Annotated in this window: 23 protein-coding genes and 2 pseudogenes; 10 read left to right on the plus strand and 15 right to left on the minus strand. The window is 60.0% G+C overall.

The window, feature by feature from the left end; all coding sequences use genetic code 11:
* The first annotated feature begins 78 nt into the window (after positions 1-78).
* Complete coding sequence (locus NXC14_RS11665; RefSeq protein ID WP_085778277.1) at positions 79-1242, plus strand: aminotransferase; 1164 nt, start codon at positions 79-81, stop codon at positions 1240-1242.
* Here the strand turns inward: NXC14_RS11665 and NXC14_RS11670 are convergent.
* The 4 genes and pseudogenes from NXC14_RS11670 to hutC all read right to left on the minus strand — a co-directional run bounded on the left by NXC14_RS11670 (position 1219) and on the right by hutC (position 4890).
* A pseudogene (locus tag NXC14_RS11670) lies at positions 1219-1757 on the minus strand (flavin reductase family protein). The gene NXC14_RS11665 and the pseudogene NXC14_RS11670 overlap by 24 nt on opposite strands.
* On the minus strand, positions 1754-3109 hold the full coding sequence (locus tag NXC14_RS11675) for an LLM class flavin-dependent oxidoreductase (protein ID WP_085778278.1): 1356 nt from the start codon (positions 3107-3109) through the stop codon (positions 1754-1756). Before NXC14_RS11675 ends, NXC14_RS11670 begins: the two are co-directional and overlap by 4 nt.
* 105 nt (positions 3110-3214) lie before the next feature.
* Positions 3215-4153 carry a LysR family transcriptional regulator gene (locus NXC14_RS11680; RefSeq protein ID WP_085778279.1) on the minus strand — a complete coding sequence of 313 codons (939 nt, stop codon included), beginning with the start codon at positions 4151-4153 and terminating at the stop codon, positions 3215-3217.
* Positions 4154-4182: 29 nt separating this feature from the next.
* Entirely contained in the window at positions 4183-4890 is a 708-nt protein-coding gene (gene hutC, locus NXC14_RS11685; protein ID WP_085778280.1) for a histidine utilization repressor, read from the minus strand.
* Positions 4891-5119: 229 nt separating this feature from the next.
* Here hutC and NXC14_RS11690 point away from each other — a divergent pair, with 229 nt between their 5' ends.
* The 6 genes and pseudogenes from NXC14_RS11690 to NXC14_RS33360 all read left to right on the plus strand — a co-directional run bounded on the left by NXC14_RS11690 (position 5120) and on the right by NXC14_RS33360 (position 9276).
* A complete protein-coding gene (locus NXC14_RS11690) occupies positions 5120-5947 on the plus strand; it encodes a transporter substrate-binding domain-containing protein (RefSeq protein WP_085780079.1) in 828 nt (275 codons plus the stop codon).
* 96 nt (positions 5948-6043) lie between these two features.
* Complete coding sequence (locus tag NXC14_RS11695) at positions 6044-6685, plus strand: amino acid ABC transporter permease (RefSeq protein ID WP_085778281.1); 642 nt, start codon at positions 6044-6046, stop codon at positions 6683-6685.
* Complete coding sequence (locus NXC14_RS11700) at positions 6682-7350, plus strand: amino acid ABC transporter permease (protein ID WP_085778282.1); 669 nt, start codon at positions 6682-6684, stop codon at positions 7348-7350. Before NXC14_RS11695 ends, NXC14_RS11700 begins: the two co-directional genes overlap by 4 nt.
* Positions 7347-8138: an amino acid ABC transporter ATP-binding protein gene (locus NXC14_RS11705; RefSeq protein WP_085778283.1), complete on the plus strand. Its 792-nt coding sequence runs from the start codon at positions 7347-7349 to the stop codon at positions 8136-8138. The genes NXC14_RS11700 and NXC14_RS11705 overlap by 4 nt, the downstream gene beginning before the upstream one ends.
* Positions 8139-8347: 209 nt before the next feature.
* On the plus strand, positions 8348-8653 hold the full coding sequence (locus tag NXC14_RS11710; protein ID WP_085778284.1) for a flagellar basal body rod C-terminal domain-containing protein: 306 nt from the start codon (positions 8348-8350) through the stop codon (positions 8651-8653).
* Positions 8654-8762: 109 nt separating this feature from the next.
* A pseudogene (locus NXC14_RS33360) lies at positions 8763-9276 on the plus strand (hypothetical protein).
* 77 nt (positions 9277-9353) lie between these two features.
* Here NXC14_RS33360 and sufA read toward each other — a convergent pair.
* From sufA to NXC14_RS11755, 8 genes are all read right to left on the minus strand, one after another.
* Positions 9354-9746, minus strand: a complete 393-nt coding sequence (gene sufA, locus NXC14_RS11720; protein WP_085778285.1) for a Fe-S cluster assembly scaffold SufA — start codon at positions 9744-9746, stop codon at positions 9354-9356.
* A gap of 111 nt (positions 9747-9857) precedes the next feature.
* Entirely contained in the window at positions 9858-10238 is a 381-nt protein-coding gene (locus NXC14_RS11725; RefSeq protein WP_064705069.1) for an SUF system Fe-S cluster assembly protein, read from the minus strand.
* A gap of 12 nt (positions 10239-10250) precedes the next feature.
* Entirely contained in the window at positions 10251-11492 is a 1242-nt protein-coding gene (locus tag NXC14_RS11730) for a cysteine desulfurase (protein WP_085778286.1), read from the minus strand.
* A 13-nt stretch (positions 11493-11505) separates the two neighbouring features.
* Positions 11506-12780: a Fe-S cluster assembly protein SufD gene (sufD, locus tag NXC14_RS11735; RefSeq protein ID WP_085778287.1), complete on the minus strand. Its 1275-nt coding sequence runs from the start codon at positions 12778-12780 to the stop codon at positions 11506-11508.
* Between the two features lie 24 nt (positions 12781-12804).
* Complete coding sequence (gene sufC, locus NXC14_RS11740; RefSeq protein ID WP_064691723.1) at positions 12805-13563, minus strand: Fe-S cluster assembly ATPase SufC; 759 nt, start codon at positions 13561-13563, stop codon at positions 12805-12807.
* A gap of 317 nt (positions 13564-13880) precedes the next feature.
* On the minus strand, positions 13881-14222 hold the full coding sequence (locus NXC14_RS11745; RefSeq protein WP_085778288.1) for a GIY-YIG nuclease family protein: 342 nt from the start codon (positions 14220-14222) through the stop codon (positions 13881-13883).
* A gap of 60 nt (positions 14223-14282) precedes the next feature.
* Positions 14283-15752, minus strand: a complete 1470-nt coding sequence (sufB, locus tag NXC14_RS11750; RefSeq protein ID WP_064802824.1) for a Fe-S cluster assembly protein SufB — start codon at positions 15750-15752, stop codon at positions 14283-14285.
* A 160-nt stretch (positions 15753-15912) separates the two neighbouring features.
* A complete protein-coding gene (locus tag NXC14_RS11755) occupies positions 15913-17079 on the minus strand; it encodes a cysteine desulfurase family protein (RefSeq protein WP_085778289.1) in 1167 nt (388 codons plus the stop codon).
* 217 nt (positions 17080-17296) lie between these two features.
* On the opposite strand from NXC14_RS11755, the gene NXC14_RS11760 reads away from it, so the two are divergent.
* Complete coding sequence (locus tag NXC14_RS11760; protein ID WP_064705075.1) at positions 17297-17974, plus strand: alpha/beta hydrolase; 678 nt, start codon at positions 17297-17299, stop codon at positions 17972-17974.
* A gap of 59 nt (positions 17975-18033) precedes the next feature.
* Here NXC14_RS11760 and NXC14_RS11765 read toward each other — a convergent pair whose 3' ends face one another.
* On the minus strand, positions 18034-19146 hold the full coding sequence (locus NXC14_RS11765) for an anhydro-N-acetylmuramic acid kinase (protein WP_085778290.1): 1113 nt from the start codon (positions 19144-19146) through the stop codon (positions 18034-18036).
* Between the two features lie 131 nt (positions 19147-19277).
* Here NXC14_RS11765 and tyrS point away from each other — a divergent pair, with 131 nt between their 5' ends.
* A complete protein-coding gene (tyrS, locus tag NXC14_RS11770) occupies positions 19278-20534 on the plus strand; it encodes a tyrosine--tRNA ligase (protein WP_085778291.1) in 1257 nt (418 codons plus the stop codon).
* A gap of 63 nt (positions 20535-20597) precedes the next feature.
* On the opposite strand, the gene NXC14_RS11775 is transcribed toward tyrS, so the two are convergent.
* The gene (locus NXC14_RS11775; protein ID WP_085778292.1) at positions 20598-20894 is read right to left on the minus strand and encodes a hypothetical protein; all 297 of its coding nucleotides are present in this window, start codon (positions 20892-20894) and stop codon (positions 20598-20600) included.
* A gap of 183 nt (positions 20895-21077) precedes the next feature.
* Here NXC14_RS11775 and NXC14_RS11780 point away from each other — a divergent pair, with 183 nt between their 5' ends.
* Entirely contained in the window at positions 21078-22739 is a 1662-nt protein-coding gene (locus NXC14_RS11780) for an alpha-amylase family protein (RefSeq protein ID WP_085780080.1), read from the plus strand.
* 13 nt (positions 22740-22752) lie between these two features.
* On the opposite strand, the gene NXC14_RS11785 is transcribed toward NXC14_RS11780, so the two are convergent.
* Positions 22753-26151, minus strand: coding sequence for an AsmA-like C-terminal domain-containing protein (locus NXC14_RS11785; RefSeq protein ID WP_085778293.1), 3399 nt, complete (start codon positions 26149-26151; stop codon positions 22753-22755).
* Between the last annotated feature and the right edge of the window lie 66 nt (positions 26152-26217).

The raw sequence follows: 26217 nt of genomic DNA on the forward strand, positions 1-26217 counted from the left end.
TTCTGTTCCGTCAGCCGACAAAGGGGTTGAGAAGGTAATTGGTATCGTTGTAGCAATTGCCATCAAAGAGAAATCGACATGATCGCTGCAAAACCCAATTTACGTGTTTCCCGACTCTCGGCCCCGCCCATTCCTTCCGTCATTGCCTGGAGCCGCGAATATAAAGGAAACAAGGGGCCGCTCATCGATCTATCGCAAGCCGTACCCGGCTATGCCGCCCATCCGGAGATGCTTCGCCTGCTTGCCGAGGCGGCCGGACAGCAGGCGATGACAGGCTACGGTCCGATCGAAGGCGAGCCCGTGTTACGCAAGGCCTATGCAGCACATCTCGCCGCGCTTTACGGCGCCGACCTTTCCGAAGGGAATATCCACATTACCGCCGGCTGCAATCAGGCGTTCATGTGCGCGGCGATCGCCCTTGCTGGCGCGGGCGACACGGTGGCTCTCACCAATCCCTTCTATTTCAATCACGATACGACGCTGTCGATGCTGGGGATCGGACGTCGATTGGTTGAGTGCGATCCTGCCAGCGGTTTTCTGCCTGATCCGAGTTCGACCGAAGCAGCACTTGCTGCCGGCGCCAAGGTGCTGGCAGTCGTCTCACCCAGCAATCCCACCGGAGCGGTATATCCGCCAAGCCTGCTGCACGAGCTTTTTGTTCTTTGCCGGAAGTATGGCACCTGGCTGATCCTTGATGAAACCTATCGCGATTTCCTGGGCGAGGATTACGGCCGGCCGCACTCACTCCTGTCCGAGCCGGGATGGGAGGACACGGTCGTCCTTCTTTACAGTTTTTCGAAATCCTTTTGCATCCCCGGCCACAGGCTGGGTGCCATCACGGCAGGACCCAAGCTCGTCGCCGAGATCGCCAAGGTGATGGACAATATGCAGATCTGCGCACCGCGCTCGGCTCAGATCGCCGTTGCATCGGCTATCCCCGCGCTTGCCGATTGGCGGGCCGGCAACCGGGTGGAAATCGCGCGCCGGGCGGATGCGTTAAAGCTGGTCTTTTCCAGCTTGCATGATTGGGAAATAGGAGCGATCGGCGCCTATTTCGCCTTCGTCCGCCACCCTTTCGCCGATCGATCATCTTCAGAGGTCGCCGAAAGACTCGCCAGGGAATCAGGCATCGTCTGTTTGCCGGGCGCCTATTTCGGCGAGAGACAAGAGCATTACCTCAGACTTGCCTTTGCCAATGCGGATGTTGCCTCGATAGGGCTATTGTCGGAGCGGCTCCGCTAGAACGCGGCAATCGACCTCCGCCGGAGTTCACGATAGCCACCGTGCCAATAGATGAGCGGCCCTATGCCTTGTCGGACTTGGACAGCGCCAATATGTCCGATCAGAATCGCATGGGAATGATGGTGGAATGCCGTTTCGAGCTTGCAGTCCAGCACGGTAAGAGCGTTTTCGAGAACGGGCGCGCCAGTCCTGAGGCGATACCATCCGGCATTACCGAAGCGTTCGATGCCCTTGCGTCCGTCGAAACCTGCAAAGGATTGCGCCACCTGCTGCTGGTCGGCTGCGAGCACGTTGACACAGAAACAGCCGTACCGCTGCAATATCGGCCACGAGGAAGATGCGCGGTTGACACTGACGATGACCGAGGGCACCTCCGCCGAAAATGAAGAGACCGAGGTTGCGGTGAAGCCGGTGTGGTTTTTTCCGTCGCCGACCGTGATCACGCTGACTGCACCCGCCAGATGACGCATCGAAAGCTTGAAATCTGCTTCGCTGATCAAAGCCGCGGCACTCATCGGGCCGGCGTCCGCGTTTCGGCAAAGCGATTTGCCGGCATTGAAAGACCGAGGTTTTCGCGCAGGGTCCTTCCCTCATATTCCTCGCGGAACAGACCGCGGCGGCGAAGCTCGGGCAGCACGAGCCTCACGAAATCGTCGAGGCTGGACGGCAGGGTCGGGAACATCAGTATAAAGCCATCGGCGGCCCGCGTCTCGAACCATTCCTCCATAAAGTCGGCGATCTGGGTGGGCGTGCCTGTAATGCCATTTCCGGTATGCTTCTCGGCATAGTGCCGGATGAGCTCGCCGACGGTATGGCCGCTCCTGACGAAACCGACCAATTCGTCGAACAAGGCGCGTGACCCCTTCGGCGCCGCCGGAAGTCGATCCATGGGGAAGGGCTTATCGAGCGGCACGTCGCGCAAGTCCGCTTCCAGGAATTCGGAAAGCATCAACCGGCCGACATCAGGATGCATCTTGTCGATCAAATAATCGACCTTCGCCTTTGCCTCGGCTTCCGTTTCACCGACGTTGAGAACGATGCCCGGCATGATCTTTAGGTCGTCGGCATTGCGCCCATAGGCCGGCATGCGGCTCTTGACGTTTTCGTAGAAGGCCCTGTTCCGCTCGATATTCGACGCGAGGCTGAAGACGATCTCGGCAGCGCGCGCCGCCATGTCCATTCCGGGTTCCGAACCGCCGGCCTGGGCGATGACGGGACGGCCCTGGGGCGTTCGCGCAATGTTGAGGGGTCCGCGGACCTGGAAATGCTTGCCTTTGTGATTGAGTGTGTGGTGCTTGTCCTTGTCATAATAGACACCGCTTTCGCGGTCGAGAAGCAGAGCACCTTCCTCGAAGCTGTCCCAAAGGCCGAAAACGACATCGACGAATTCGTTGCCGCGCTCATAGCGTAGCGCGTGCGGATCAAGTCCCTCGCGATTGAAGTTGTAGCCGGTTTCGTCATGGTCGGAGGTGACGACGTTCCAGCAGACGCGCCCGTTGCTCAGATGGTCAATCGAGGCGAACAGGCGGGCGACATTGTATGGCTCGTAATAACTTGTCGACACCGTCGCAACGAGACCGAGATTGCTGGTCGTGACGGCCAATGCTGATAGCAGTGAGAGGGGTTCGAAGCGATTCATCTTGGTCGGAATACGGGCAAGCGCATTCGGATCACCGACTGCGGCAGCCGGAGAATCCGCCATGAACATGAAATCGAACTTGGCCGCCTCGGATCGTTTAGCGACATCGAGCAGATGGGCGAAGTCATTGGCGCCGCCGACATCGCTGGCCGGATGCAGCCACGAGGCCGGATGAAAGCCGAAAGTGTAGACGAAGGTCCCAAGTTTCATCTTGTCAGTTCGCGCCATCGAGCTCTCCCCTTATGCATGCCGCCGATTGAAGGTGGCCGCTCAAATTATCACCAGGCGCAAATTTTCATCAACATCGCGGCGCTAAGGTCCGTTTTAGATTTTCTAAAACGGCCATTTGGGCGCTGACACCAAAGCCTGCTGACGGGAAATGGCGACGAGCCAGTCGCGGAATTCGCGGCCGCGCGGCTTTTGCAGTGCCGCTCGGTCCCAGGCCAGAAAGTAGCTTTCGCGCAGCGGCATCCGCATGTCGACGGGAGTGACGAGCGTCTGCGCCTCGAGCTCATCGGTAATCATCGACATCTGCGCGAGGACGACGCCACGCTTGTTGACGGCTGCGTCGATCGCGCTGCTCGACAGGGTAAAGGAGAGGCCGGGCGTCGATGCGTCGAACGGTATACCGGCCATGGCCGCAAACTCCGCCCAGCTTGGGTAAGGCGTAAAGTGCCTTTCCCACTCGACATGCAGAAGCGGCTGCTCAAAGAGATCCCGGGCCGCGTGCGCGCGATCCTGCATCAGCGACGGCGAGCAGACAGGCACGACCCAATCGCGAAACAGTTCCGTATAATGGTCGTGCTGCAGGACGTCCGACCCGTAGCTTACGCGGAAATCGATATCGTCGAAACCGATCCTGGGCTCCTTGTCCCGTCCGATAATTCTCACTTGAACATCGGGGTGTATGGCCTGCCAGTCGAAGATTCGCCTGCCGATCCATCTGTTGACGACGGAAGAAAGCGCGCTAAGGACCAGCGGCGTCTCGTTGCGTGCCCTTTCCAACAACTGCTGAGCGAATGCAAATTGCTCAAATCCCTTCGAAATCTCCTGATGATAAAGCCGGCCCCAGGCGGTCAGCTCAACGGTTCGCCCGCTCCGCTCCAGTAGCGAAACTCCGAGAAAACTTTCGATCTTGTGAATTTGCTGGCTGATTGCCCCCGGCGAGACCTTGAGCTCCAGTGCCGCAGCCGTCACGCCGCCGCAACGCCCCACTGCCTCGAAGGCTTGCAGACCCTTGAGCGGGATCGTCTTGAAGCGCTCATCGATCACTTGCAGAACCTCGCGTGGTGTGCGCCAACTCAATTTGCCATCGGATGAAACGTCCCTGCGAACTGGAACCGGTCGCCTGGATGGGTAATCTCGACATATGTCACCGTCCGGCCGTTCTGCCAGGTCTGCCGGATTAGGCTAAGGCACGCCTGGCCTCTTTCTGTCTCCAGCATTCGCGCCGTCGCCGGATCGGCCGAGACGGCGCGGATGACGTGTTTGGCCTTGGACCAGGGAACTTCTGCAAGCAGCCATTTGCCGGGCGGGATTGAGGCGAAGCTCTCGTCACGCGCACGGGGGACGGCGTCGAGCATGATGATCCGCCGTTCGATGGCATAGGGTTTGCCGTCCACGATATGCAGGCATTGAAGCCTGAGTATCTCCGCATCGGGGGTTTCCGACAGCTGTTGTGCGTCCGTTTCTCCAAGGCGTTCGACTTTACGTGTGAGAAGCTCGAAGCGGTGTTCGTGCCCGGCCAGTTCCGCTTCGGTGCTGATATCCTGAATATCCATTACCGTGCGGTCGATCTGGGGCGACGCAACAAACGAACCGGTCTTGCGCCTTCTGACGATCATGCCGCGCTCGACCAGAGCCGACAGTGCCTTGCTGACAGTCATGCGCGAGCATTGATATTCCGTGACCAGTTCATGTTCTATGGGAATACGGTCGCCGGGCCGCCAATCGCCGCTGATGATCTTCGCCTCGATATCCATGAAAATACGCTGATAAATCGACACCAAGTCCACACCTCGTTGGGCGTCACGATCAATGTGCCGGAGCGGTCGCGTCACACCGGCAAAGATTGCCACAACCCGGCACAATTTTTGCGTTCCTCGACTTTTACATTGACACTCTAAGCCAGCCTATATCTATTTGTATAGTCAAAAGCGGAGCATAAAAATCCGCGCATTGAAATCAAAATCGGGAACAAAACTCCTCCGTCGGAGGAATAAAACTGGAGAGATGATCATGAAGGCAAAGTCACTGCTGACGGGTCTGGTCGGCGCTGCGTTCCTGTTAGGAGCAGCCTTTTCCGCCCACGCAGCCGATACGCTGGCGGCCGTCAAGGCAGCCGGCACGCTCAAGGTTGGCACCGAAACGGCCTTCGCACCGTTTGACTATATCGATGCCGGTGAACATACGGGCCTGAACGTCGACCTTTTTGCCGAGATCGGCAAGGAACTTGGCGTCAAGATCGAGTGGGTGGCACTTCCCTGGGACGGCGTCTTCCCCGCGCTTGAAGCCGGTAAGTTCGATGTCGTCGCAGGTCCTGCAACGATCACCAAGAAGCGCATGGAGCGCTATCGCTTCACGCCGCCGATCGCCGAAGCGACGATTGCCATCCTCAAGAAAGCCGGCGACACAACGATCAGCAAGCCGGAAGACATTGCCGGCAAGACGATTGGTGTCGGCAAGGCAACTGCCCAGCTCGACCAGCTGAAGGAATTCTCCGACACGCTGCCGACCAAAGTCGATGTGCGCGAATATCCTGCCTTCACTGAGACCTACGCCGATCTCGCAGCCGGCCGTATTGCCGGCGTTGCCAATTCGCTCCCGAACATCGCCTTTGTCGCCAGCCAGCGAAAGGGCACTTTCGAAGTCGTCCTGCCGCCTTTCGGAAAGAAGTCCTATTTCGGCTTCATCGGTCTCAAGGACGCCGATCACGCGCCGCTGATGGACGCGATCGATGCCGCAATGCTCAAGATAAAGGCAGACGGGCGTATGGCGGAGCTGCAAAAGAAGTGGTTCGGTGCGTCTTTCGACACGCCTGACGCTGTCAAAGATCCGGCATTCTGATCATCGCCGGTGAAATGCCCGCGCCCCGCCATCGGCCGGGGCGCAATTTGCCGTGGAACAGACGTCACGGCCGCAGCACGCAGGCAAGCACCGCCCATGTCCACCAAACTTTTCGAGCTTCTTCTGCAAGCTTCGATCTACACCGTTACGATCAGCGTAGTTTCGATTCTGATCGGCTTTGCGATCGCTATCATTGTTTCCGCCATGCTCCTTTCGCGGCAACGGCTTTTCGTGTTGCCGGGGAAGATTTTCATCAGCTTCTTTCGCGGCGTGCCGCTGCTGGTGCAGCTGTTACTGATCTATAACCTTCTGCCGGTGATCGGCATCAACGTGCCGAGTATCGTTGCGGCGATCGTTGGCCTTTCGATGTGCACGGCTGCCTATCAGGCTGAAAATCTACGCGGCGGTTTTGCCAGCGTTCCGTCGGGCCTTGTCGAGTCCGCCGAGATGGTCGGCCTCACGCCCATGCAGATCTTCCGCCGGATCAAGGCGCCGATCGCTCTGCGGCTGACCTTTCCGGCGCTCGTCAACGAAGCGATCCTTATCTTGAAGGCTTCTTCGCTGGTCTCCGTTGTCGGGATCGTCGAGCTGACGCGCATGGCCCAGGACCTTGCCGGCAGCACCTTTCTGCCGCTCGAAATCTTCGCTTCCGCCGGTCTGATCTACCTCGCCATGAATTGGATCGTAGCGCTTGCCGGCGGTCTGATCGAACGCTCCCTGCCGGGAGTACCGCGATGACCTTCGATATCAATGTGATTTTCAGCCATTTGCCGGAGATCGCCAGCGGTGCCTTCGTGACGATCGTTATCTGGATCGTCGCCGCTCTTGCCGCTGCCGTTCTGGGTTTCCTTGTCGCTGTCGCGCGGCGTTTTGGCGGGGTGCTCTTGGACAGGGCGTTCGGCATTGTCATCGCAGTGCTGCGCGGCACGCCGTTCCTCATTCAGATATTCCTCGTCTACTACGGGGGCCCCTTCATCGGATTGTCGCTCAATCCGATCCCGGCAGGCGTCGTTGGCCTGTCCATCTACGGCGCGGCCTATTTCAGCGAGATATTCCGCTCGGGCTTTGCCGCCGTCCCGAAGGGGCATATCGAAGCGGGTCTATGCGTTGGCCTGACACACACGCAGATCGTCAGGCGCATATTGCTGCCTGAGATGACCATGCTGGTGCTGCCGCCATTGCTCAACATGACGATCATCCTCATGAAGGAGACGGCCGTGTTGTCGATCATCACCGTGCCGGAACTGACGGCAACACTGAGCGCCATCGGATCGCAGCAATATGCATTTGTCGAAGCGCTTTTTGTCCTCGCCCTCTTCTACTGGGCGCTGGTCGAAATCACCGGCTGGCTCGGTCGTCTCGCCGAAACGAAACTAACCAGATTCAGGTTTTTCAACATATGAGTGTTCCCGCGATCGCAGTCAAAAATCTTGTCAAGACGTTTGGCGATTCCACCGTACTGAACGGTATCGATCTTGATATCGCGCAGGGACAGGTTTCCTGCGTGATCGGTCCGTCGGGATCCGGCAAAAGCACGCTACTGCGCTGCATGGCGTTTCTGGAAGAATCGACGAAGGGGACCATTGCCGTCAATGGCGAGGTGCTCGGCTTTGCGGAAAATGCGAATGGCGTAAGGGAGCGGCTGCCGGCTGCCGCCAATCGCCGGATTCGCGCCCAGATCGGCATGGTTTTTCAGCAGTTCAATCTCTGGCCACACATGACGGCGCTCGGCAACGTCAGCGAGGCGCTGAAGACGGTTCACAAAAAGAACCGCAAGGAGGCAGAGGAGCGGGCAATGGCTCAACTCGCCAAGGTCGGTCTCGAGGGCCGGGCAAACCACTATCCGTCACAGCTCTCGGGAGGACAGCAGCAGCGTGTTGCTATCGCGCGGGCCCTGGCTCTCAACCCGAAGATCATGCTCTTTGACGAACCAACCTCATCACTCGATCCCGAACTGACCGGCGAGGTGCTGAACGTCATGCGCGATCTCGCCGCCGAAGGCATGACAATGGTCGTCGTTTCCCACGAGATCGGGTTTGCCGCAACGGTCGGCCAGCAGATCATCTTTCTCGATCACGGCAAGGTGCTGTTCACCGGTCCGCCCCAAGAGGTTTTCAAGCGACCGAGAAACCCGCGCCTCGAGCAGTTTCTTGATACCTATATCGATCGCGGAGCCTCGATGTTGCTGTGAATGCTCGTCCCTACTTGATCCGTCCAAGCGTTGTGGTTCTGTAGGTTTGTGCCCGTCGAGATCCCGCGATATGGCTGCGTGCCGTGCCATTGCGAAGCACATCTGACGGCATGGTTGCGTACCCATAGGTCTCTGCTAACGCAACGCCTTCAGCATTCCCTAAATCCTTGCAGGTAAAAGACGACGATCCAGTTCTGGGGAAACGGCTGATGAGCATATCCAATATTGCAGGCACTGCTCTTTTGGGAATGCGGGCACAGACGAGACGGATCAGCGCGATCGCCAGCAACGTTGCAAACAGCAGCACCCCTGATTATAACCGGCTGAACACCAGCCTCACCTCCGTTGCCCCAGGCAGCGTCGAGGCCATCGTCGGTCCGACGGATTCGGATGTCAATCCGGCCACCGAACTCACCGACCTGATCGAAGCGGAGCAGAGCTGCGAGGCGAACGCCATGGTCTTCGAGACCGGCGCCGACATGTGGGAAATGCTGATGAGCATCAAGCGCGACTAGGCAATCCTCAAAGCCATGGCCCTATTCGTTACTCTATTTTCACACGTGCCGATCCGCATTTTGGGATCGCCCATTGGTGGCACAAATACCATTTCAGGAAGTATGCCGCTTGCGTCACGTTGCCTTGCCAGTCCTTCTGAATTTGGCCCTCGTGACCAGTGCAGGTGCTAGCGAAGACCTGTCCGGTGTTTGGCGCGACCTGTTCACACGATGTCGAATTGCCGTGGAGAACGGCAAAGACTTTAATGCAACAGGATTACGCGACCTTGGCCGTCACCTCAGGACGGTAGCCCCCTTGACCGCTCCTGGAGTACCCTTTCCACTGACATCTGGATACCAGGAGGCTGAATGGCGCTGGGAAGTGCCGGGATCTCGCTTCGTGGTCGCGGAAGGCGAGCATCCATCCGACCGTGGCAAATCGAAACGTTCGTGCGAGATCGAACCCGGATCCGTTGTTTTCTACCAATCTCGGTATTCGGCTGGCCCGTAAGAACCCCCACGGCTGCCGCGTCGTCTCTTTCCTAGACATCGATATGCGATCCCACTCGCAGCCGTTTTTTATGACGGGTTCCGCTGAGCAGGACACAATATGTGGCGCGGCGCCTCGCCTTGCTCGTCCATAAGCGAGACACAGGCCCGCGACCGTTTTGTTAGGAAGCAGTTGATGGAGAATTCCCCATCAGCCTAAGGGGGACGGCTATCAGGAATGCGCCGGCTCGCTCTGGCGCTGCGCGGCAAGGGCCGCGAGATCGGCAGGTTTCAGCTCGACCGACTCACCGCAGCCGCAGGCCGATGTCTGGTTGGGATTGGTGAAGGTAAAGCCGGAGCGGAGCGTCGTCTGCTCGAAGCCCATTTCCGTGCCGAGCAGATAAAGCACGGCTGAGGGTTCGACCCAGACCTTGGCGCCGTCGCGCTCGATCAGATCGTCCTTGGCATTCGGCTCGGTCACCAGGTCGATGGTATATTCCATCCCGGCGCAGCCGCCCTTCTTGATGCCGACGCGAACGCCCTTCGCCTCCGGTCCGGAATTTTCGACGATCGCCTTGACGCGGGCGGCAGCCCCTTCCGTCATGCTCATCACTGCAAAGCCCATCGGCTTTTTCTCCTTCCACAACCGGGTTCAAGATCCGGTGCTTCGTGAATGAAATGTAGTCGCCCGAGGTAAACGGATCAATACCGCGCGCGCTACTGCTCCTAGCGCAGCTCAGTACCAGCCGACGGCGACCTGCGCCTCCTCGGACATCCGGTCCGGCGTCCACGGCGGATCAAAGGTCATTTCGACCTCGACGCCCGACACGCCTTCGACGGCGCCGACGGCATTCTCCACCCACCCCGGCATCTCGCCGGCAACCGGGCAGCCGGGCGCGGTCAGGGTCATCATGATCTTTACCATCCGGTCGTCTTCGATGTCGATCTTGTAGACCAGACCGAGTTCGAAGATGTCGGCGGGGATTTCCGGGTCATAGACGGTCTTCAGCGCGGCAATGACGTCATCGCTGAGCCGCGCCAGTTCATCGGCCGGGATGCTGGAATGCACGATGCCTTCGCGCACATCGATCTTCTGTTCGCTTTCGTCCAGGCTCATCACGGACACTCCTCAGGCAAAGAACTTGCGCGCATAGTCAAGCGCATCGGCCAGGGCATCGACCTCGGCGCGGGTATTGTACATGCCGAACGATGCACGGCATGTGGAGGTGACGCCGAAGCGTTTCAAGAGCGGCATGGCACAATGGGTGCCGGCCCGCACGGCAATGCCCTGCCGGTCGATTACCATCGAGACGTCATGGGCGTGAATGCCTGCCAGTTCGAAGGAAAAAATGCTCCCCTTGCCGGGTGCTGTCCCGAACATCCGCAGCGAATTGACCGACCGGAGGCGCTCGGTCGCGTAAGCTGCGAGATCGGCCTCATGCCGGGCGATTGCCTCGCGGCCGACCTTCTCCATATAGTCGAGGGCGTAACCGAGCCCGATCGCCTGCACGATCGGCGGCGTGCCGGCTTCGAAGCGATGTGGCGGATCGTTGTAGGTGACCCAGTCCTCGGCGACTTCGAAGATCATCTCGCCGCCGCCCTGGAAGGGGCGCATCTGCGAGAGCCGCTCCTTCTTCCCGTAGAGAATGCCGATTCCCGACGGGCCGTAGAGCTTGTGGCCTGTCATGACGTACCAGTCGCAGTCGATATCCTGCACGTCGACCGGCAGGTGCACGGCGCCCTGGCTGCCGTCGATCAGCACCGGAATGCCGCGTTCATGGGCAATGCGGCAGACTTCCTTGACCGGAACGATCGTGCCGAGCGCATTCGACATATGGGTAATGGCGACAAGCTTGGTACGCTCCGTCAGGCTCTTCTCGAAATCCTCGATATGGAAGGCGCCTTCGTCGTCGACCGGCACCCAGACCAGCTTGGCGCCCTGGCGCTCGCGGATGAAGTGCCAGGGCACGATATTGGAGTGGTGCTCCATGATCGTCAGGACGATCTCGTCGCCTTCGCCGATCTTAGGCATGCCCCAGCCATAGGCGACAGTATTGATCGCTTCGGTCGAATTCTTGGTGAAGACGATGTCGTTGACATCAGGCGCGTTGAGGAAGCGGCGGACCTTCTCGCGGGCTGCCTCATAGGCATCCGTCGCGACGTTAGAGAGATAGTGCAGGCCGCGATGCACATTGGCGTATTCATGGCCGTAGGCATGCGAGATGGCGTCGATCACCGACCGCGGCTTCTGTGCCGAGGCGCCATTGTCGAGATACACCAGCGGCTTGCCGTGCACTTTCTCCGCCAGGATCGGAAAATCCCGGCGGATGGCTTCGACGTCGTACTCAGTGGCCGGCACAATCTTGTCCATGGCATTTATCCGATCAGGCGTGCTTTTCGAGCCAGGCCGAGATCACGCTTTCCAGCGCTTCGACCAGACCTTCGTCTTCCAGTTCCTCGATGATTTCGGCGACGAAAGCATTGACGAGCATCGCCCGCGCCTTGTTTTCCGGAATGCCGCGCGCCATCAGGTAATAGAGATGATTGGCGTCGATATCGGTCACGGTCGCCCCATGGCCGCACTGCACGTCGTCGGCGAAGATCTCGAGCTCCGGCTTCACCGAGAATTCGGCGTCGTCGGACATCAAGAGCGTGTTGCAGGCCATCTTGGCGTCGGTCTTCTGGGCGTCAGGCGCAACCCGGATCATGCCCTGGAAGACGCCCTTTGCGCGGTCGAAGACGACATTGCGGATCACTTCGGTCGAACCGGTATGTGGCACATCGTGGCCGAGCACCATTGTCACATCGGTATGGCTCTCGGCCCCGAGCAGATTGATGCCGCGCAGCGTCAGATCGGCGCCCTCGCCCGTCACCTTGATATTCAGTTCCTGGCGCACCAGCTTGCCGCCGGCATTGATGACGAACAGGCGAAGTTTGGCATCGGCACCGAGATCGACGCGGATCTGGCCGAGATGCGTGTCGTCGACGCCCTGCTGCTGCAGGATGATCCAGGTCAACTCCGTGCCCTCGCCAACCGCGATGTCACTGACGTGGGACACGAAGGCCGCATCGCCCGTCACCGCATGGTGACGCTCGATGACCGTTCCCTTGACGCCGGCGCCGAAGGAAACCGGGAGACGCGTATGCGTCTGCCCGCCGGCATGGATGAACTGGATTTCCAGCGGATTTTCAAGCTCGGTTTCATCGGGCACATCGACGACATAGCCGTCACGCACGAAGCTGCCGTTGATCCGGCCGACCGCATCGTCGCTGCCCAATGCATCGAGCCTTTCGACAGCCGAACCGTCGATCAGCCGTTCGGAATAGGCCGAAAGCCCAAGACCATCGATGGTAGCCTTCTGATTGGCATGGCCTTGGATGACCGCCAGCACCGAGGAACCGGCAACGACCGGCTCGAGTGCATTGGAGCCGGCATCACCCACTTGCGCCGGTACGGCGCGCAGCAGATTCTTGAGGTCGGTATAGTGCCAGGCTTCGATTCGGCGCGTCGGCAAGCCGGCTTTCTTGAGGTCGTCGAGAAGCCGGTCACGCAGCGCCGTCACTGCACCATTGCCGGGCAGGTCACCGATCTGATGGTTGAAGGCCTCGATCAGCGCCGTTTCGGCCGCGGTGAGACGGCTCGTCGTCTGCATGTTCATGGACGTTGTCCTTTCCACCCGAACTCAGGCCGCTGCTGCGCCGATGATGTCGGCGTAACCATTGGCTTCCAGCTCATGCGCCAGGGTCTTGTCGCCGGACTTGACCACCTGGCCCTTGTAAAGGACGTGGACGGTGTCAGGCACGATATAGTCGAGCAGGCGCTGGTAGTGGGTGATGACGACGACGGCGCGGTCGGGCGAACGCAGCGCGTTGACGCCGTCGGCAACGATCTTCAGCGCGTCGATGTCGAGGCCGGAATCGGTTTCGTCGAGCACGCAGAGCTTCGGCTCCAGCAGCGCCATCTGCAGAATTTCGGCCCGCTTCTTCTCGCCGCCGGAGAAACCGACATTGAGCGGCCGCTTCAGCATTTCGGTATTGATCTGCAGCTTGGCCGCTGCTTCCTTGACACGGCGCATGAAATCCGGAGTCGTCAGCTCGTCCTCGCCACGCGCTTTGCGCTGTTCGTTCATCGCCACCTTCAGGAACTGCATGGTGGCGACACCGGGGATTTCGACCGGATACTGGAAGGCGAGGAAGATGCCCTTGGCGGCGCGTTCGGACGGATCGAGCTCGAGAATGCTCTCGCCGTTATATAGGATGTCGCCCTCGGTCACCTCATAGTCTTCGCGGCCCGACAGCACGTAGGAGAGTGTCGACTTGCCGGAGCCGTTCGGCCCCATGATCGCCGCCACTTCGCCGGCCTTCACCGTGAGGTTCAGGCCACGGATGATCTCGGTGCCATCTTCGGCGATACGGGCATGAAGGTTCTTGATTTCAAGCATTTCGTTCTTCCTGTTAATAAAGCGGGTTCAAGTGCCGCCTGATTGACCGTTCGCACCGGCCTCGATCCGTCATCCTCGGGCTTGTCCCGAGGATCTAAGCCTTCAATTGTAATCGCTCTACTGCTCCGACGAGACTTTCCGCTTACGTGCGTAGATCCTCGGGACAAGCCCGAGGATGACGTCACTAAGGGTGTGCAGGCTTCGGATTTCAAGCATACCATTCTTCCTATTCATAGAGCGGCTTCAAGGGCCGCCCAATTGACCGTTTTCACCGGTCTCGATCGTCATCCTCGGGCTTGTCCCGAGGATCTAAGCCTTCAATTGTAATCGCTCCACTGCCGCGTATTCTCATGCGGCCGATAGACATTCTCGATTTCGTCGATGCGCTCGTAAAGGTCCATCCAGGTCGGGTTGAGCTCCTCGACGAGCTTGATTTTCCATTCACGCACGTAGCGTTTTAGAGATTTCTCTCGCTGGATCGCCAGCACAATGTTCGGGTGGCTTTCAAACCAGACGAGGTTTTTCGCTCTGTATTTCTCCGTAAAACCCTTATGGATTTTGTTGCGGTGTTCCCATACGCGCCCTTGAAGATCGCTGGTGACGCCGGTGTAGATTACACCTCTTGGTTTGTCGGACATCATGTAGACAAACCCGCTCACCCGATCCTCCGCAGTTGTGCATAGATCCTCGGGACAAGCCCGAGGATGACGGAAAACCGCTTAGCCAACACTCCCTTCCAGCGAGATGCTGATCAGCTTCTGCGCCTCGACCGCGAATTCCATCGGCAGTTCCTGCAGGACTTCCTTGACGAAGCCGTTGACGATCAGCGCGATCGCCGCTTCGGTGGGGATGCCGCGCTGCAGGCAGTAGAACAGCTGGTCCTCGGAAATCTTCGAGGTCGTCGCTTCGTGCTCGAACTGCGCCGTCGAGTTCTTCGCCTCGATATAAGGCACGGTGTGAGCGCCGCACTTGTCACCGATCAGCAGCGAATCGCACTGGGTGAAATTGCGCGCGTTCGACGCCTTGCGGTGAGCCGAGACCTGGCCGCGATAGGTGTTGTTGGAAACGCCGGCGGCGATGCCCTTGGAGACGATGCGGCTCGACGTGTTCTTGCCGAGATGGATCATCTTGGTGCCGCTGTCGATCTGCTGATGGCCGTTGGAGACGGCGATCGAGTAGAATTCACCGCGGCTGTCGTCGCCGCGCAGGATGCAGGACGGGTACTTCCAGGTAATCGCCGACCCGGTTTCGACCTGCGTCCAGGAGATTTTCGATCGGTGACCGCGGCAATCGCCGCGCTTGGTGACGAAGTTGTAGATGCCGCCCTTGCCTTCCTTGTCGCCCGGATACCAGTTCTGGACGGTGGAATATTTGATCTCAGCATCGTCGAGAGCCACGAGCTCGACCACGGCCGCATGCAGTTGGTTTTCATCGCGCTGCGGCGCGGTGCAGCCTTCGAGATAGGAGACGTAAGCGCCCTCTTCCGCGATGATCAGCGTGCGCTCGAACTGGCCGGTGCCCTTCTCGTTGATGCGGAAATAGGTGGAAAGCTCCATCGGGCAGCGGACGCCCTTCGGCACGAAGACGAAGGAGCCGTCGGTAAAGACAGCCGAATTCAGCGTCGCGTAATAATTGTCCGAGGTCGGCACGACCGAGCCGAGATATTTGCGGACGAGATCGGGATGTTCGCGGATGGCTTCCGAGATCGACATGAAGATCACGCCGGCCTTCTTCAGCTCCGCCTTGAAGGTGGTGACGACCGAGACGCTGTCGAAAACGGCGTCGACGGCGATCTTCGGCTTCTCGACACCGGCCAGGATCTCCTGCTCACGCAGCGGGATGCCAAGCTTCTCATAGACCTTCAAGAGCTCCGGATCGACCTCGTCGAGCGACTTCGGACCCGGCGCGCTCTTCGGCGCGGCGTAATAATGGATGTCGTTGAAATCGATCTTCGGATAGTTGACGCGCGCCCAGGTCGGTTCTTCCAGCGTCAGCCAACGCCGATAGGCCTCGAGACGCCATTCCAGCATCCACTCCGGCTCCTGCTTCTTGGCCGAAATGAAGCGGATGATATCCTCGGACAGGCCCTTCGGCGCCTTATCCATTTCGATGACGGTCTCGAAACCGTATTTGTACTGGTCCACATCGATCAGGCGGACCTGGTCGATCGTTTCCTGCACGGCAGCCATTTCGTTCTCCAATCTCGCCGGATACAAGGTCCGGCAGCTTGTAGCGTATGGGCAATTGACTTGCCCCGGCAAATTCTTTGCCCTGATGTAGGAGGCCAAAAGGAACTTTTCAGCCCGATTGGCAAGCGGAAATTTGTGTTTCCGCAAGTTTATGAGGCGGTCAAGCCGCCTCGCTCGCCGACTTGCGCCGGCAGGCGATCTTCGCGAAGGCGGCGATCGCCCTGTCGATATCCTCTTCAGTGGTCGAAAAGCCGAGCGAGATGCGCAGCGCACCGAGCTTGGCGTCGCGCCCCATCGCCGTCAGCACATGGCTTTCGCCAACCTTGCCGGATGAGCAAGCAGAGCCCGCCGAAAGGGCAACGCCTTCAAGATCGAAAGCGATCTGCCCGGTCTCCGCCTTCAGGCAAGGGAGCGTGAAGAAAATTGTGTTGGCGACCCGCGGACCACCGGTACCGTGGATGATAACATCGGGCGCGGCAGCGCGCATGCCGGCTTCCAGCCTGTCGCGAAGCGCAGCAATCGCAGCGTTCCGTTCCTCAAGATCCTGAAGCACGGTTTCCGCCGCAGCTCCGAAGCCGATCAGCGCCAGCGAATTCTGTGTCCCCGAGCGGTGACCTTTTTCCTGCCCGCCGCCGCGGATAAGCGCCTTCGGCATCAGCGCCTCGCCGCGCGCGATCAGTGCACCCGCCCCCTTCGGTCCACCGATCTTGTGAGAGGAGACGATGATGAAATCCGCGCCGATGCGCTCGATCTCGATCGGCAGACGGCCGGCCGCCTGCACGGCGTCGACGACAAAGAGACCACCGTGCGCCCGCACAATCTTTGCCGCCTCTTCGACCGGCTGGACGATGCCCGTCTCGTTGTTGACGAACATGATCGCCACTATCGGAAGGCCCGTCGATTTGTCATGGGCATCGAGAAGCGCGGCCAGCTCGTTCAGATCGACGATACCGGCATTCGTTACCGGAATCTCGGTCGTGCCATCCTTCGGGAACCGGCCTCCCTCTCGTACAGCCAGGTGCTCAACGGCGGAAAAATAGAGGTGGCCGAGTTGAAGCGGCGTGCGGCCCATACGAAAATCCGGCGTCAGTACCAGATTGGCAGCTTCCGTCGCGCCGCTGGTGAAGATCACGTTGCCCGGATCGGTGCCGGCAAGGGCGGCCACCTTGCGCCGCGCTCCCTCAATGGCGGCGCGGGCGGCACGGCCCTCTCCATGTACGCTGTTCGGGTTGCCGAATATGTCGATGGCGCCCATGATCGCATCCCGCGCTGCAGGGTGCAGCGGCGATGTGGCGTTCCAGTCGAGATAAAGGCGTGACGGCGCCATGATCCTCAGTCCTGCGCTTGACGAGCTTGCTTCAGCGGCCGCGGTGCATTTTTCTTGAAATTTCCGCCGGGCTTGCCTTATGACACGTTCCACGAAGCGTGGATCGCCATGCAAGTTTCGAATTGTTCTAAACTGCGTTTTAGAAAAGCTGACAACATTAGTCAAGTCATGTTGTCATCCAACGCAGCGCGAACACGAAATAAAACCCGGAGTACCAATGCCCGAAGTTATTTTCAACGGCCCAGCCGGCCGTCTTGAAGGCCGCTACCAGCCCTCCAAAGAAAAAAGCGCGCCCATCGCGCTCATCCTGCATCCGCATCCGCAGTTCGGCGGCACGATGAACAATCAGATCGTCTATCAGCTCTTCTACATGTTCCAGAAGCGCGGGTTCACGACGCTGCGCTTCAATTTCCGGGGCATCGGCCGCAGCCAGGGCGAATTCGATCATGGCGCCGGCGAACTCTCGGATGCCGCCTCCGCGCTCGACTGGGTTCAGAGCCTACACCCTGATTCCAAAACCTGCTGGGTCGCCGGTTATTCCTTCGGCGCCTGGATTGGCATGCAGCTTCTGATGCGCCGGCCGGAGATCGAGGGCTTCATGTCGATCGCCCCGCAGCCGAATACTTACGACTTCTCCTTCCTGGCGCCGTGCCCCTCGTCCGGCCTGATCATCAACGGCGAGGCTGACAAGGTGGCACCGGAAAAGGATGTCAACGGCCTTGTGGAGAAGCTGAAAACCCAGAAAGGCATCCTCATCACCCATCGCACCGTCGCCAACGCCAACCATTTCTTCAATGGTCAGGTGGAGACGCTGATGAGCGAATGCGAGGATTATCTCGACCGTCGCCTCAACGGCGAGCTCGTGCCCGAGCCGGCGGCCAAGCGGATCCGCTGACCGCATGGCGCCGGCGTCTGCCCACCGGCATCCTCACGACGCGCTGGGTTTTTCGCTTGTCAGGGCGTTGCCAGCACGCCCCCGGTGACGGGAGCCGCAACTCCCGTCGTGCCGGGAAAGGTAAGCGGCAGCCCGTCCAGCGAGCGTACGGCAAGATAGGCCCAGGCCTCGGCCTCCATCGCATCGCCGTCGAAGCCCGCGGCCTCGGCGCTCAACACTTTCGATCCCTCGGCCATCGCCGAGAGTTCGGCCATCAAGGTGCCGTTCAGCCGTCCGCCGCCGCAGACGATATAGGCCGAGGGACGTTCGGGCAGGAACCCGGCGGATTTGACGATCGATGCGGCGGCGACATGCGCAAGCGTCCGGGCGCCGTCTTCGAGGCTCGCATCGCCAGGCCGAAGTGGTGCGAAATCGCCGCGATCGAGCGAACGGCGGACATTGCCGCGGAAGAACGGGCTGTCCAGATACCGCTCCGCCAGAGCCGGGACGATCTTGCCGCGCCCGCCGATCTGGCCGCCGGGATCATAGGTTTTGCCGGTCTGCATCTCTATCCATTGGTCGATCAGCGTATTGCCAGGGCCGCTGTCAAAGGCGGCAATCCGGCCGTCAGCGCCGACATAGGTGAGGTTGGAGATGCCGCCGATATTGACGAAGCACACCGCCTCTCCCGCCTGCTGGAATTTTCCCGCAAGGGCAGCGTGATAGACCGGCACCAGTGGCGCACCTTGCCCGCCATGCACCATGTCGTTGGCACGCATGTCGTAAACCACCGGCAGGCCCGTTCGGCGCGCCAGTTCCCGGCCGTCACCGATCTGGATCGTCAGTCCCTCGTCCGGCCGGTGAAGCACCGTCTGGCCATGGAAACCGACAACGTCGATGCCATTGGGCGTGAACCCGAAACGCTCGAGGAATGCCGTAACGGCAGTTGCATGCCGTAGGGTGAATTCGTCCTCGATCTCGCGAAGTTCCCCCGGCCGTTCGTTCCTGTCGCGAAGCGGCCGTGCCAGTTCCAGCGCCCGTTTGAGACGCGCACGAAACTCTGCATCATACGGCACGCCCACGAACGGCCCGCGCTCGATGAAGCCGCGGCCGTCGGTTCTGATCAGCGCGACATCGATTCCGTCCATCGACGTGCCGCTCATCAGGCCGATCGCTGTTCTGACCACATCCATGAGGCTTGCCTCCCATGCGATTCCCGGATGCACTTTTGCAAAAACAGTGCTAAACGCGCCGCCACAGATCAACAACAACGAAGTTGCGCGAAGCCCGGTGGGCGCAGTGCAGGCACGAAGAGACGAAAGCCATGTCCGAGTTCAAGTCCGATTTCCTCCGCACGCTGAAAGAGCGCGGCTTCATTCATCAGGTTTCCGATGAACGCGGCCTCGACGACCTGTTCGCGAAGGAGGTCGTGACGGCCTATGTCGGCTACGACGCAACGGCGACGAGCCTGCATATCGGCAATTTGATCTCCGCCACCATGCTTTACTGGCTGCAGGAGACCGGCCACCGGCCGATCGCGCTGATGGGCGGCGGCACCTCGATGGTCGGCGACCCCTCCTTCCGTGACGAGCAGCGCAAGCTTCTGACGCCGGAGGCGATCTCGACCAACATCGAAGGCATCAAAAAGATCTTCTCGCGCATCCTGCGCTTCGGAGACGGCCCGACCGATGCCCTCATGGTCAATAATGCCGACTGGCTGCTGAAGCTCAACTATATCGAATTCCTGCGCGATGTCGGCCGGCATTTCTCGGTCAACCGCATGCTCTCCTTCGACAGCGTCAAGCTGCGCCTCGATCGCGAGCAGTCGCTCTCCTTCCTCGAATTCAACTACATGATCATGCAGGGCTACGACTTCGTCGAGCTCAACCGCCGCTACGGCTGCCGTCTGCAGATGGGCGGTTCGGACCAGTGGGGCAACATCATCAACGGCGTCGATCTCGGTCACCGCATGGGGACGCCGCAGCTTTACGCGCTGACGACGCCGCTTCTGACCACGAGCTCGGGCGCCAAGATGGGCAAGACCGCCTCCGGCGCCGTCTGGCTGAACGAGGACGTCTTCAGCCCCTATGATTTCTGGCAGTACTGGCGCAACACCGAGGATGCCGATGTCGGCCGCTTCCTGAAGATCTTCACCCGCCTGCCGCTGGCCGAGATCGCCAGACTCGAGGCGCTCGGCGGCGCCGAAATCAACGAGGCGAAGAAGATTCTCGCCACGGAAGCGACCGCGATCGTCCACGGTCGTGAGGCAGCCGAGGCGTCCGCCGAAACGGCGCGCACCACCTTTGAGGAAGGCCGCGTTGCCGAAAACCTGCCTTCGGTCGAGATCCCGGCCACCGAGCTTGACGGCGGCATTGGCCTGCTCTCGCTGATGGTCCGCGCCGGCCTGGCCGGCTCCAACAGCGAGGCTCGTCGCCACGTCCAGGGCGGCGCAGTGCGCATCAATGATGAGGCTGTCAGCGACGAACGTCGCCTGATCGGCAGCGGCGAAATCACCGCCGATGGCGTCATCAAGCTCTCGCTCGGCAAGAAGAAGCACATCCTGATCCGCCGCGCGGCGTAGGTGGCTTCGAATTAGACGGACCTTGAAGCCGGCCGCCACGCCGGCTTTTCCTTTGGCGCGGGATCAGTCGGCCCGCCATCGGTATTCCGCTTCGTCTTGTTTCGTCTCTCGAAGGAGAGGTCCGGGCGGATTGACCTCCGAAGCGGGTCGTACGCGCGACCACCAGCCGATCGAGAAGATCGGCGGCGTCATCGTTGCGTCGAGCGGAACCAGTAGGACATGCTCGGAGGGGATGCTCTTCACCGGTTTCAGCCGTGCGCCCTTTTCTGCAGAATTCGAAGCCTCACCGACTGTCACGGCCATCATGGTGGCCGATAGGAACGAGACTGTCCGGGCGCACTGCATGGCATTCTCCGACATTGCGCCAACCGCTGCTGCACCTGGCACCAACACTACATCAGAATTATCTAAAATAAGCAAAGCATCAATGACCAGCCTGTCGCTATGGATCACAATTATCCAGCCGGCCGCGCCACGATATCGCCTTCCCGGAACCTTTTCCGCCCGACGGGATTTGCGACCAGATGCATTTGGAGCGCCGTCATGATCAACGACCTCTGGTATAAGAACGCCGTCATCTACTGCCTGTCCGTCGAGACCTTCATGGATGCGAACGGCGACGGCGTCGGTGATTTTCAAGGCCTGATGCGCCGTCTCGACTATCTCTCCGGCCTCGGCGTGACGGCAATCTGGCTCATGCCGTTCCAGACTTCGCCCGGTCGCGACGACGGCTACGACGTTTCGGATTACTATAATGTAGACCCGCGCTATGGGTCGCTTGGCGACTTCGTCGAGTTCACCCATGGTGCCAAACAGCGGGGCATCCGGGTGTTGATCGATCTGGTGATCAATCACACCTCGAAGGATCATCCCTGGTTCGAAGACGCCAGAAGCGATCCACAGTCACGCTATCGCGATTGGTACGTCTGGTCAGACAAAAAGCCTGCAAACGCTGATCAGGGCATGGTCTTCCCGGGTGTCCAGAAGACGACCTGGACCTATGACGAAAAAGCCAGGGCCTATTATTTCCACCGCTTCTACGATCACCAGCCTGATCTCAACACCTCCAATCCTGAGGTGCAGGCGGAGATCCTCAAGATAATGGGCTTCTGGATTCAGCTCGGCGTCTCGGGCTTCCGAATGGACGCTGCCCCTTTCATCATTGCCACGAAGGGCGCCGAGGTCACCAAGCCGGTCGAGCAGTTTGACATGCTGAGGAAGTTTCGCGAATTCCTGCAATGGCGCCTGGGAGACTCCATCGTGCTGGCGGAGGCCAATATCCTGCCGAAGGACAATTTCGAATATTTCGGCGACGATGGCGACCGCATGCAGATGATGTTCAATTTCCAAGTCAATCAGACGCTGTTTTATGCGCTCGCGACCGCCGACACGCGGCCTCTGAAGAAGGCGATGGAGGTCACCAAGCCGCGCCCGGCGACCGCGCAATGGGGGCTGTTTCTTCGCAATCACGATGAACTCGATCTCGGTCGCCTGACGGATAAGCAGCGCGACGCAGTATTCGCCGCGTTTGGCCCCGAAAAGGGCATGCAGCTCTACGACAGGGGCATTCGCCGGCGCCTCGCGCCCATGCTCGGCGGCGATCGTCGCAGGATCGAGTTGGCCTACAGCCTGCTGTTCTCGCTGCCCGGAACGCCAGTCATCCGCTACGGCGATGAAATCGGCATGGGCGACGATTTGTGCCTGCCGGAGCGCAGCTGCGCGCGCACGCCGATGCAATGGTCGACGGAGCCGGAAGGCGGTTTCACCAAAAGCGCGAAGTCCGTTTCGCCTGTTATCAAGGACGGCCCCTACGGTTTCGAACATATCAATGTCGCCGTCCAGCGGCGCGATCCGAATTCGCTCTTGAACTGGACCGAGCGGATGATCCGGATGCGCAAGGAGGCTCCCGAGATCGGCTGGGGCGATTTCTCAACGGTCGACACAGGTGACGACGGCGTGCTGGCGCTGCGTTATGACTGGCGCGGCAATTCGGTGCTGATCCTGCATAACTTGCATCCGCACCCGACGGAAGTGACCTTCGATCCTGATGTTGGTGAACTCGGGCGATTGCTGATCGATATTGCCGATGGGGCAAGCAGCGAAGCCGACGACAAAGGGCGCCATACGGTCATGCTCGATGCCTATGGCTACCGCTGGTATCGGGTCGGCGGTCTCGACTATCTCCTCAGGCGGAAAGATATCTAAGTCTCGCTTTTCCTCACTGGAATTCGAAAATCTGCCGGAAAACACCAGGCGCGATGATCGATAGCGGATTGATCTGCAGGTTCGGCTGGTCGAACTTGCCGGTGAGCTTGAAGGTAATGCCGATCAGGCCGCGGTCGCTGCCATTGCCGAGGATGACGCCGATCAGCGGCAATTCGGCAAAGAGGCGGTTGAGGCCATAGGCCGGCATGAAGGTGCCGGTCATATCCATATTGCCCTTGCGGTCGCGCACCACGCCCTGGAAAGTCGCGCCGATCTGGTCGCCGCGCAGCACGCCGTTCTCGATACCGACCATGCCATTGCGCGAGATGACGCGGGCAAAGCCGCGCTGGAAGCGTTGCGAAGAGGTGTCGATGTCGCGTTTGACCGCCTCATTGAGGCTTCGCTGCTCGTTTCCGACAGGTGTCGAGACGATCGAATGCAGGCGCTGTTCGTTGACGATCGAGAAGCGGCGCACATCCAGCGAGCCGTCCCATCCACCCTGCGGCGAAAGCCGGATAGCCAGGTTGAGCAGGCCGCCCTGTATGTGCTGATAGAGATCGGCAAAACGCGATACCGCACCGGCGTCGCCGCTGGTGATATTGATGACACCGCCGTCCTTCATCTGGCTGACAACGGCCTCGCCGCTGTCCGTGATGCCGGAAAAATTCAGCGTCTGCAGCTTGTCGCCGCGCAGTGACACCTGCGCCTGGAAATTGCCGACCTTCTCGTCATTGAAGCCGACGACGTTTTTCAGCTTGGCGCGCACCGATACGCCGGTGTTGTCGCCATCGCCGTCTTCGCCGCCCTCCGAGCCCGATTTTAATCGGGCGATGATCGGCCGCGCATCGGCGCTGTCGCCGGAAACGGAGACGTCGAAATTGCCCTTGCTGCGTTTGACCGACAGAGCGAAATCGTCGAGCGAGGAGAGCCTGACGCTGTCGAAATCCGCCGAGATAAGGCCGGTCTTGCCGACAACAAGCGATCCGCTGGCGCCGAAGCCGTCACCCTTCAGCCGGAAATTCTTGATCTCGGTATTCTCGGGCGGGCCGGACATTTCGAATTCCGCGGAGGCGGCAATGCCGCTGCCTTTCGACCAGCCGATCCAGGGTAGGTCGAGCATCGATTTGGTGAGGTCGAGCTGAACGTCTTGCCGGTCATCGTCGATCCGCGTCAGCACCATCTTCAGGTTGCCCCTGACGATATCGGAAAGCCCGGGCATCACCTTGCTGCGCTGCTCATCGGAGAGCGTCGCCGTAATCACGCGCTGCCGCTGCACACCCGACGACGCCTCGACCGGCTCGGTCAGATCGATATCGGCAGGAATGCCGTCGATCTCGCCTTTGGCGTCGAGCGTGATCTGCTTCGGATCGCCGTTCAGAATGCCGCTGACATTGCTGATCGTGCGGCCGGAAAACGGCTTGGCAAGATCGACGTCAGCGAGCTTCATGGCGGCCTTCCACTCGGCCGGCGGCGGGTTTTGTGACGACAGTAGTCCGAAATGCGCCTTCACATTCGCGTCGATATGCCCCTTGAAATCGTCGGGCGTAAAGCCGGCGCGCTGCAGCACCCGGATCGGCTTATAGGTGAGGAGCTCGCCTATGGCGTCCGCCGCGCCCGAGACCGCAAGATCGATATCGGCCATCAGCGGTTTGTCGTAGGCGGACGGTATGACGAACGTTCCCTGCCCGAGGCCGACGGACCGGCCGGAGGGAAAATAGGACATGCCGCTCTTGATCGAAATCGTTGCAACGGGACCGGTCAGATCGAAATGCGCCGCCGTATCACGGACCGGCGGAATGTCGCCGGCGACGTTCATCCGCGCGCCTGCAATATCGAAGCCAATGCGGATCTGATTGGTGTCGAGCTTCAATCCTTTACCGCCGGCTGCCTCGTCAAGCCGACCAAAGGGAATGAAGACTGAAATCGAGGCATCGGTCACGGTGCCGCCGAAGAGATTGCCATGCACCCAAGTGCGCACCTTAGGCGCCATCCAGAACGGCCAGAGCTGCTTGATCGCCGTCGTCTGCAGCTCTCTGGACTGGCCGGCAAAGCTGATTTCCGGCGATTTGTCACCGAGCCTGATGTGCAACGCCCCGTAGAGCGCGCCGAGCGGGCTGGAGACAGTCATATTGGGAAACAGGAATTCCCGGCCGGCGACCATATAGCGTCCGGTCGCCTGGACATCGAAGGCAACAGGCTCTTCGCCGGAGCCGCTCGGGGCGGCAGTGCCGCCGCTGACGAGCAGATCGATGCCGAAGCCCTTGCCGGCTTTAGGATCGAGTTTGTCGAGATCGATCAGCGCGCCATTGAGGGGCAGCGTGGTTGCGCCGAACCGGAGATTCGATTTAGCGATCTCGACTGTCTGCTTGACGAAGTCATAGGACAGATTGATTTGCCCGCCCGACAGTTCCTGCGGATCGCCGTCGGCATAGATCAGACCGGGATCGACGTCGATCGTCGCCGCGAGCGCCGGCTCGACGCCATCGCGCGCCCTGGTGGCCGACACAGTCAGATCGGCAAAAGTGTTAAGTCCCTGCCGTATCACGCCCTGATCGTTGCGTTTCAGCGTAAACGGCGTCAGGTTCGCATGCTTGAGCGTCGCCGTCACCTTCGACACCTGGCCGTCTTCCTTCTCGGCCAGCACGTCGAGTTCCGCCACCTCGCCGTTAAGCGCCACCTCGCCTCTCAATTGCAGCGAGGATGGCCCGCCAAGAGCAAACACCAGATTGTCGACGACGAGCGACAGCGGGCCGTTCGCGGTATCGGCAAGCTTGATGTCGATGCCGGAGATGCGCACCGAATTCGTCGAGCCGCGCGTCACGATGCTGTCGAACACGTCGAGTTGCGCGAAGATCGTCTCCATCACCGCCGGCATGGCGTCGAGGCGCAGATCGTCAAGCTTGACCGGGTTGCCGGAAGGCAGAAGCGCGGTGTCGAGTGCGATATCCTCCGCTTCGATATCCGCAACGGCGATGCGGCCGCGGAAAAGCTGCAGCGGATCGAGGCCCAGGCGCACCGAACCCGTCGTCGACAGATGCTGGCCGCTCTTCTGGTCGATCATATTGACGTTGCGCGCTTCCAGCGCCAGTCGGAAGTCGGAGGTGAACCGGATGACGGTGGAGCCGACTTCGGCGCGGTAACGCGGTCCAGCCACGCCATCAAGCGCCGCCTGCGCCTGCTGAGACAGCGGCTTGTCGAACATGCCGCCTTCGATGGTGAACACGATGGCAGCAAGGATAAGGAGAATCAGTCCTAGAAAAACTGACGTCAGCTTCGCCGTCCGGCGCATCGGCGAACGCGGCGGCGGGCAATGAACGATGATCGGATCCTCGGCCTGAGCGGACGGCAAGCGGTCCAGCGCAACGATATCCTTCTTGCGAAACGTGACCTTTTCGCCGCGGATGGCTGACATGCGCCCTCGGGCTCTCCCTTAAATCGAAGAATTGAACCCGGCCATGCTGGACGGGTTTCCGTCCAA

Source organism: Rhizobium sp. NXC14, assembly GCF_002117485.1.
In the GTDB taxonomy this organism is placed as follows: domain Bacteria; phylum Pseudomonadota; class Alphaproteobacteria; order Rhizobiales; family Rhizobiaceae; genus Rhizobium.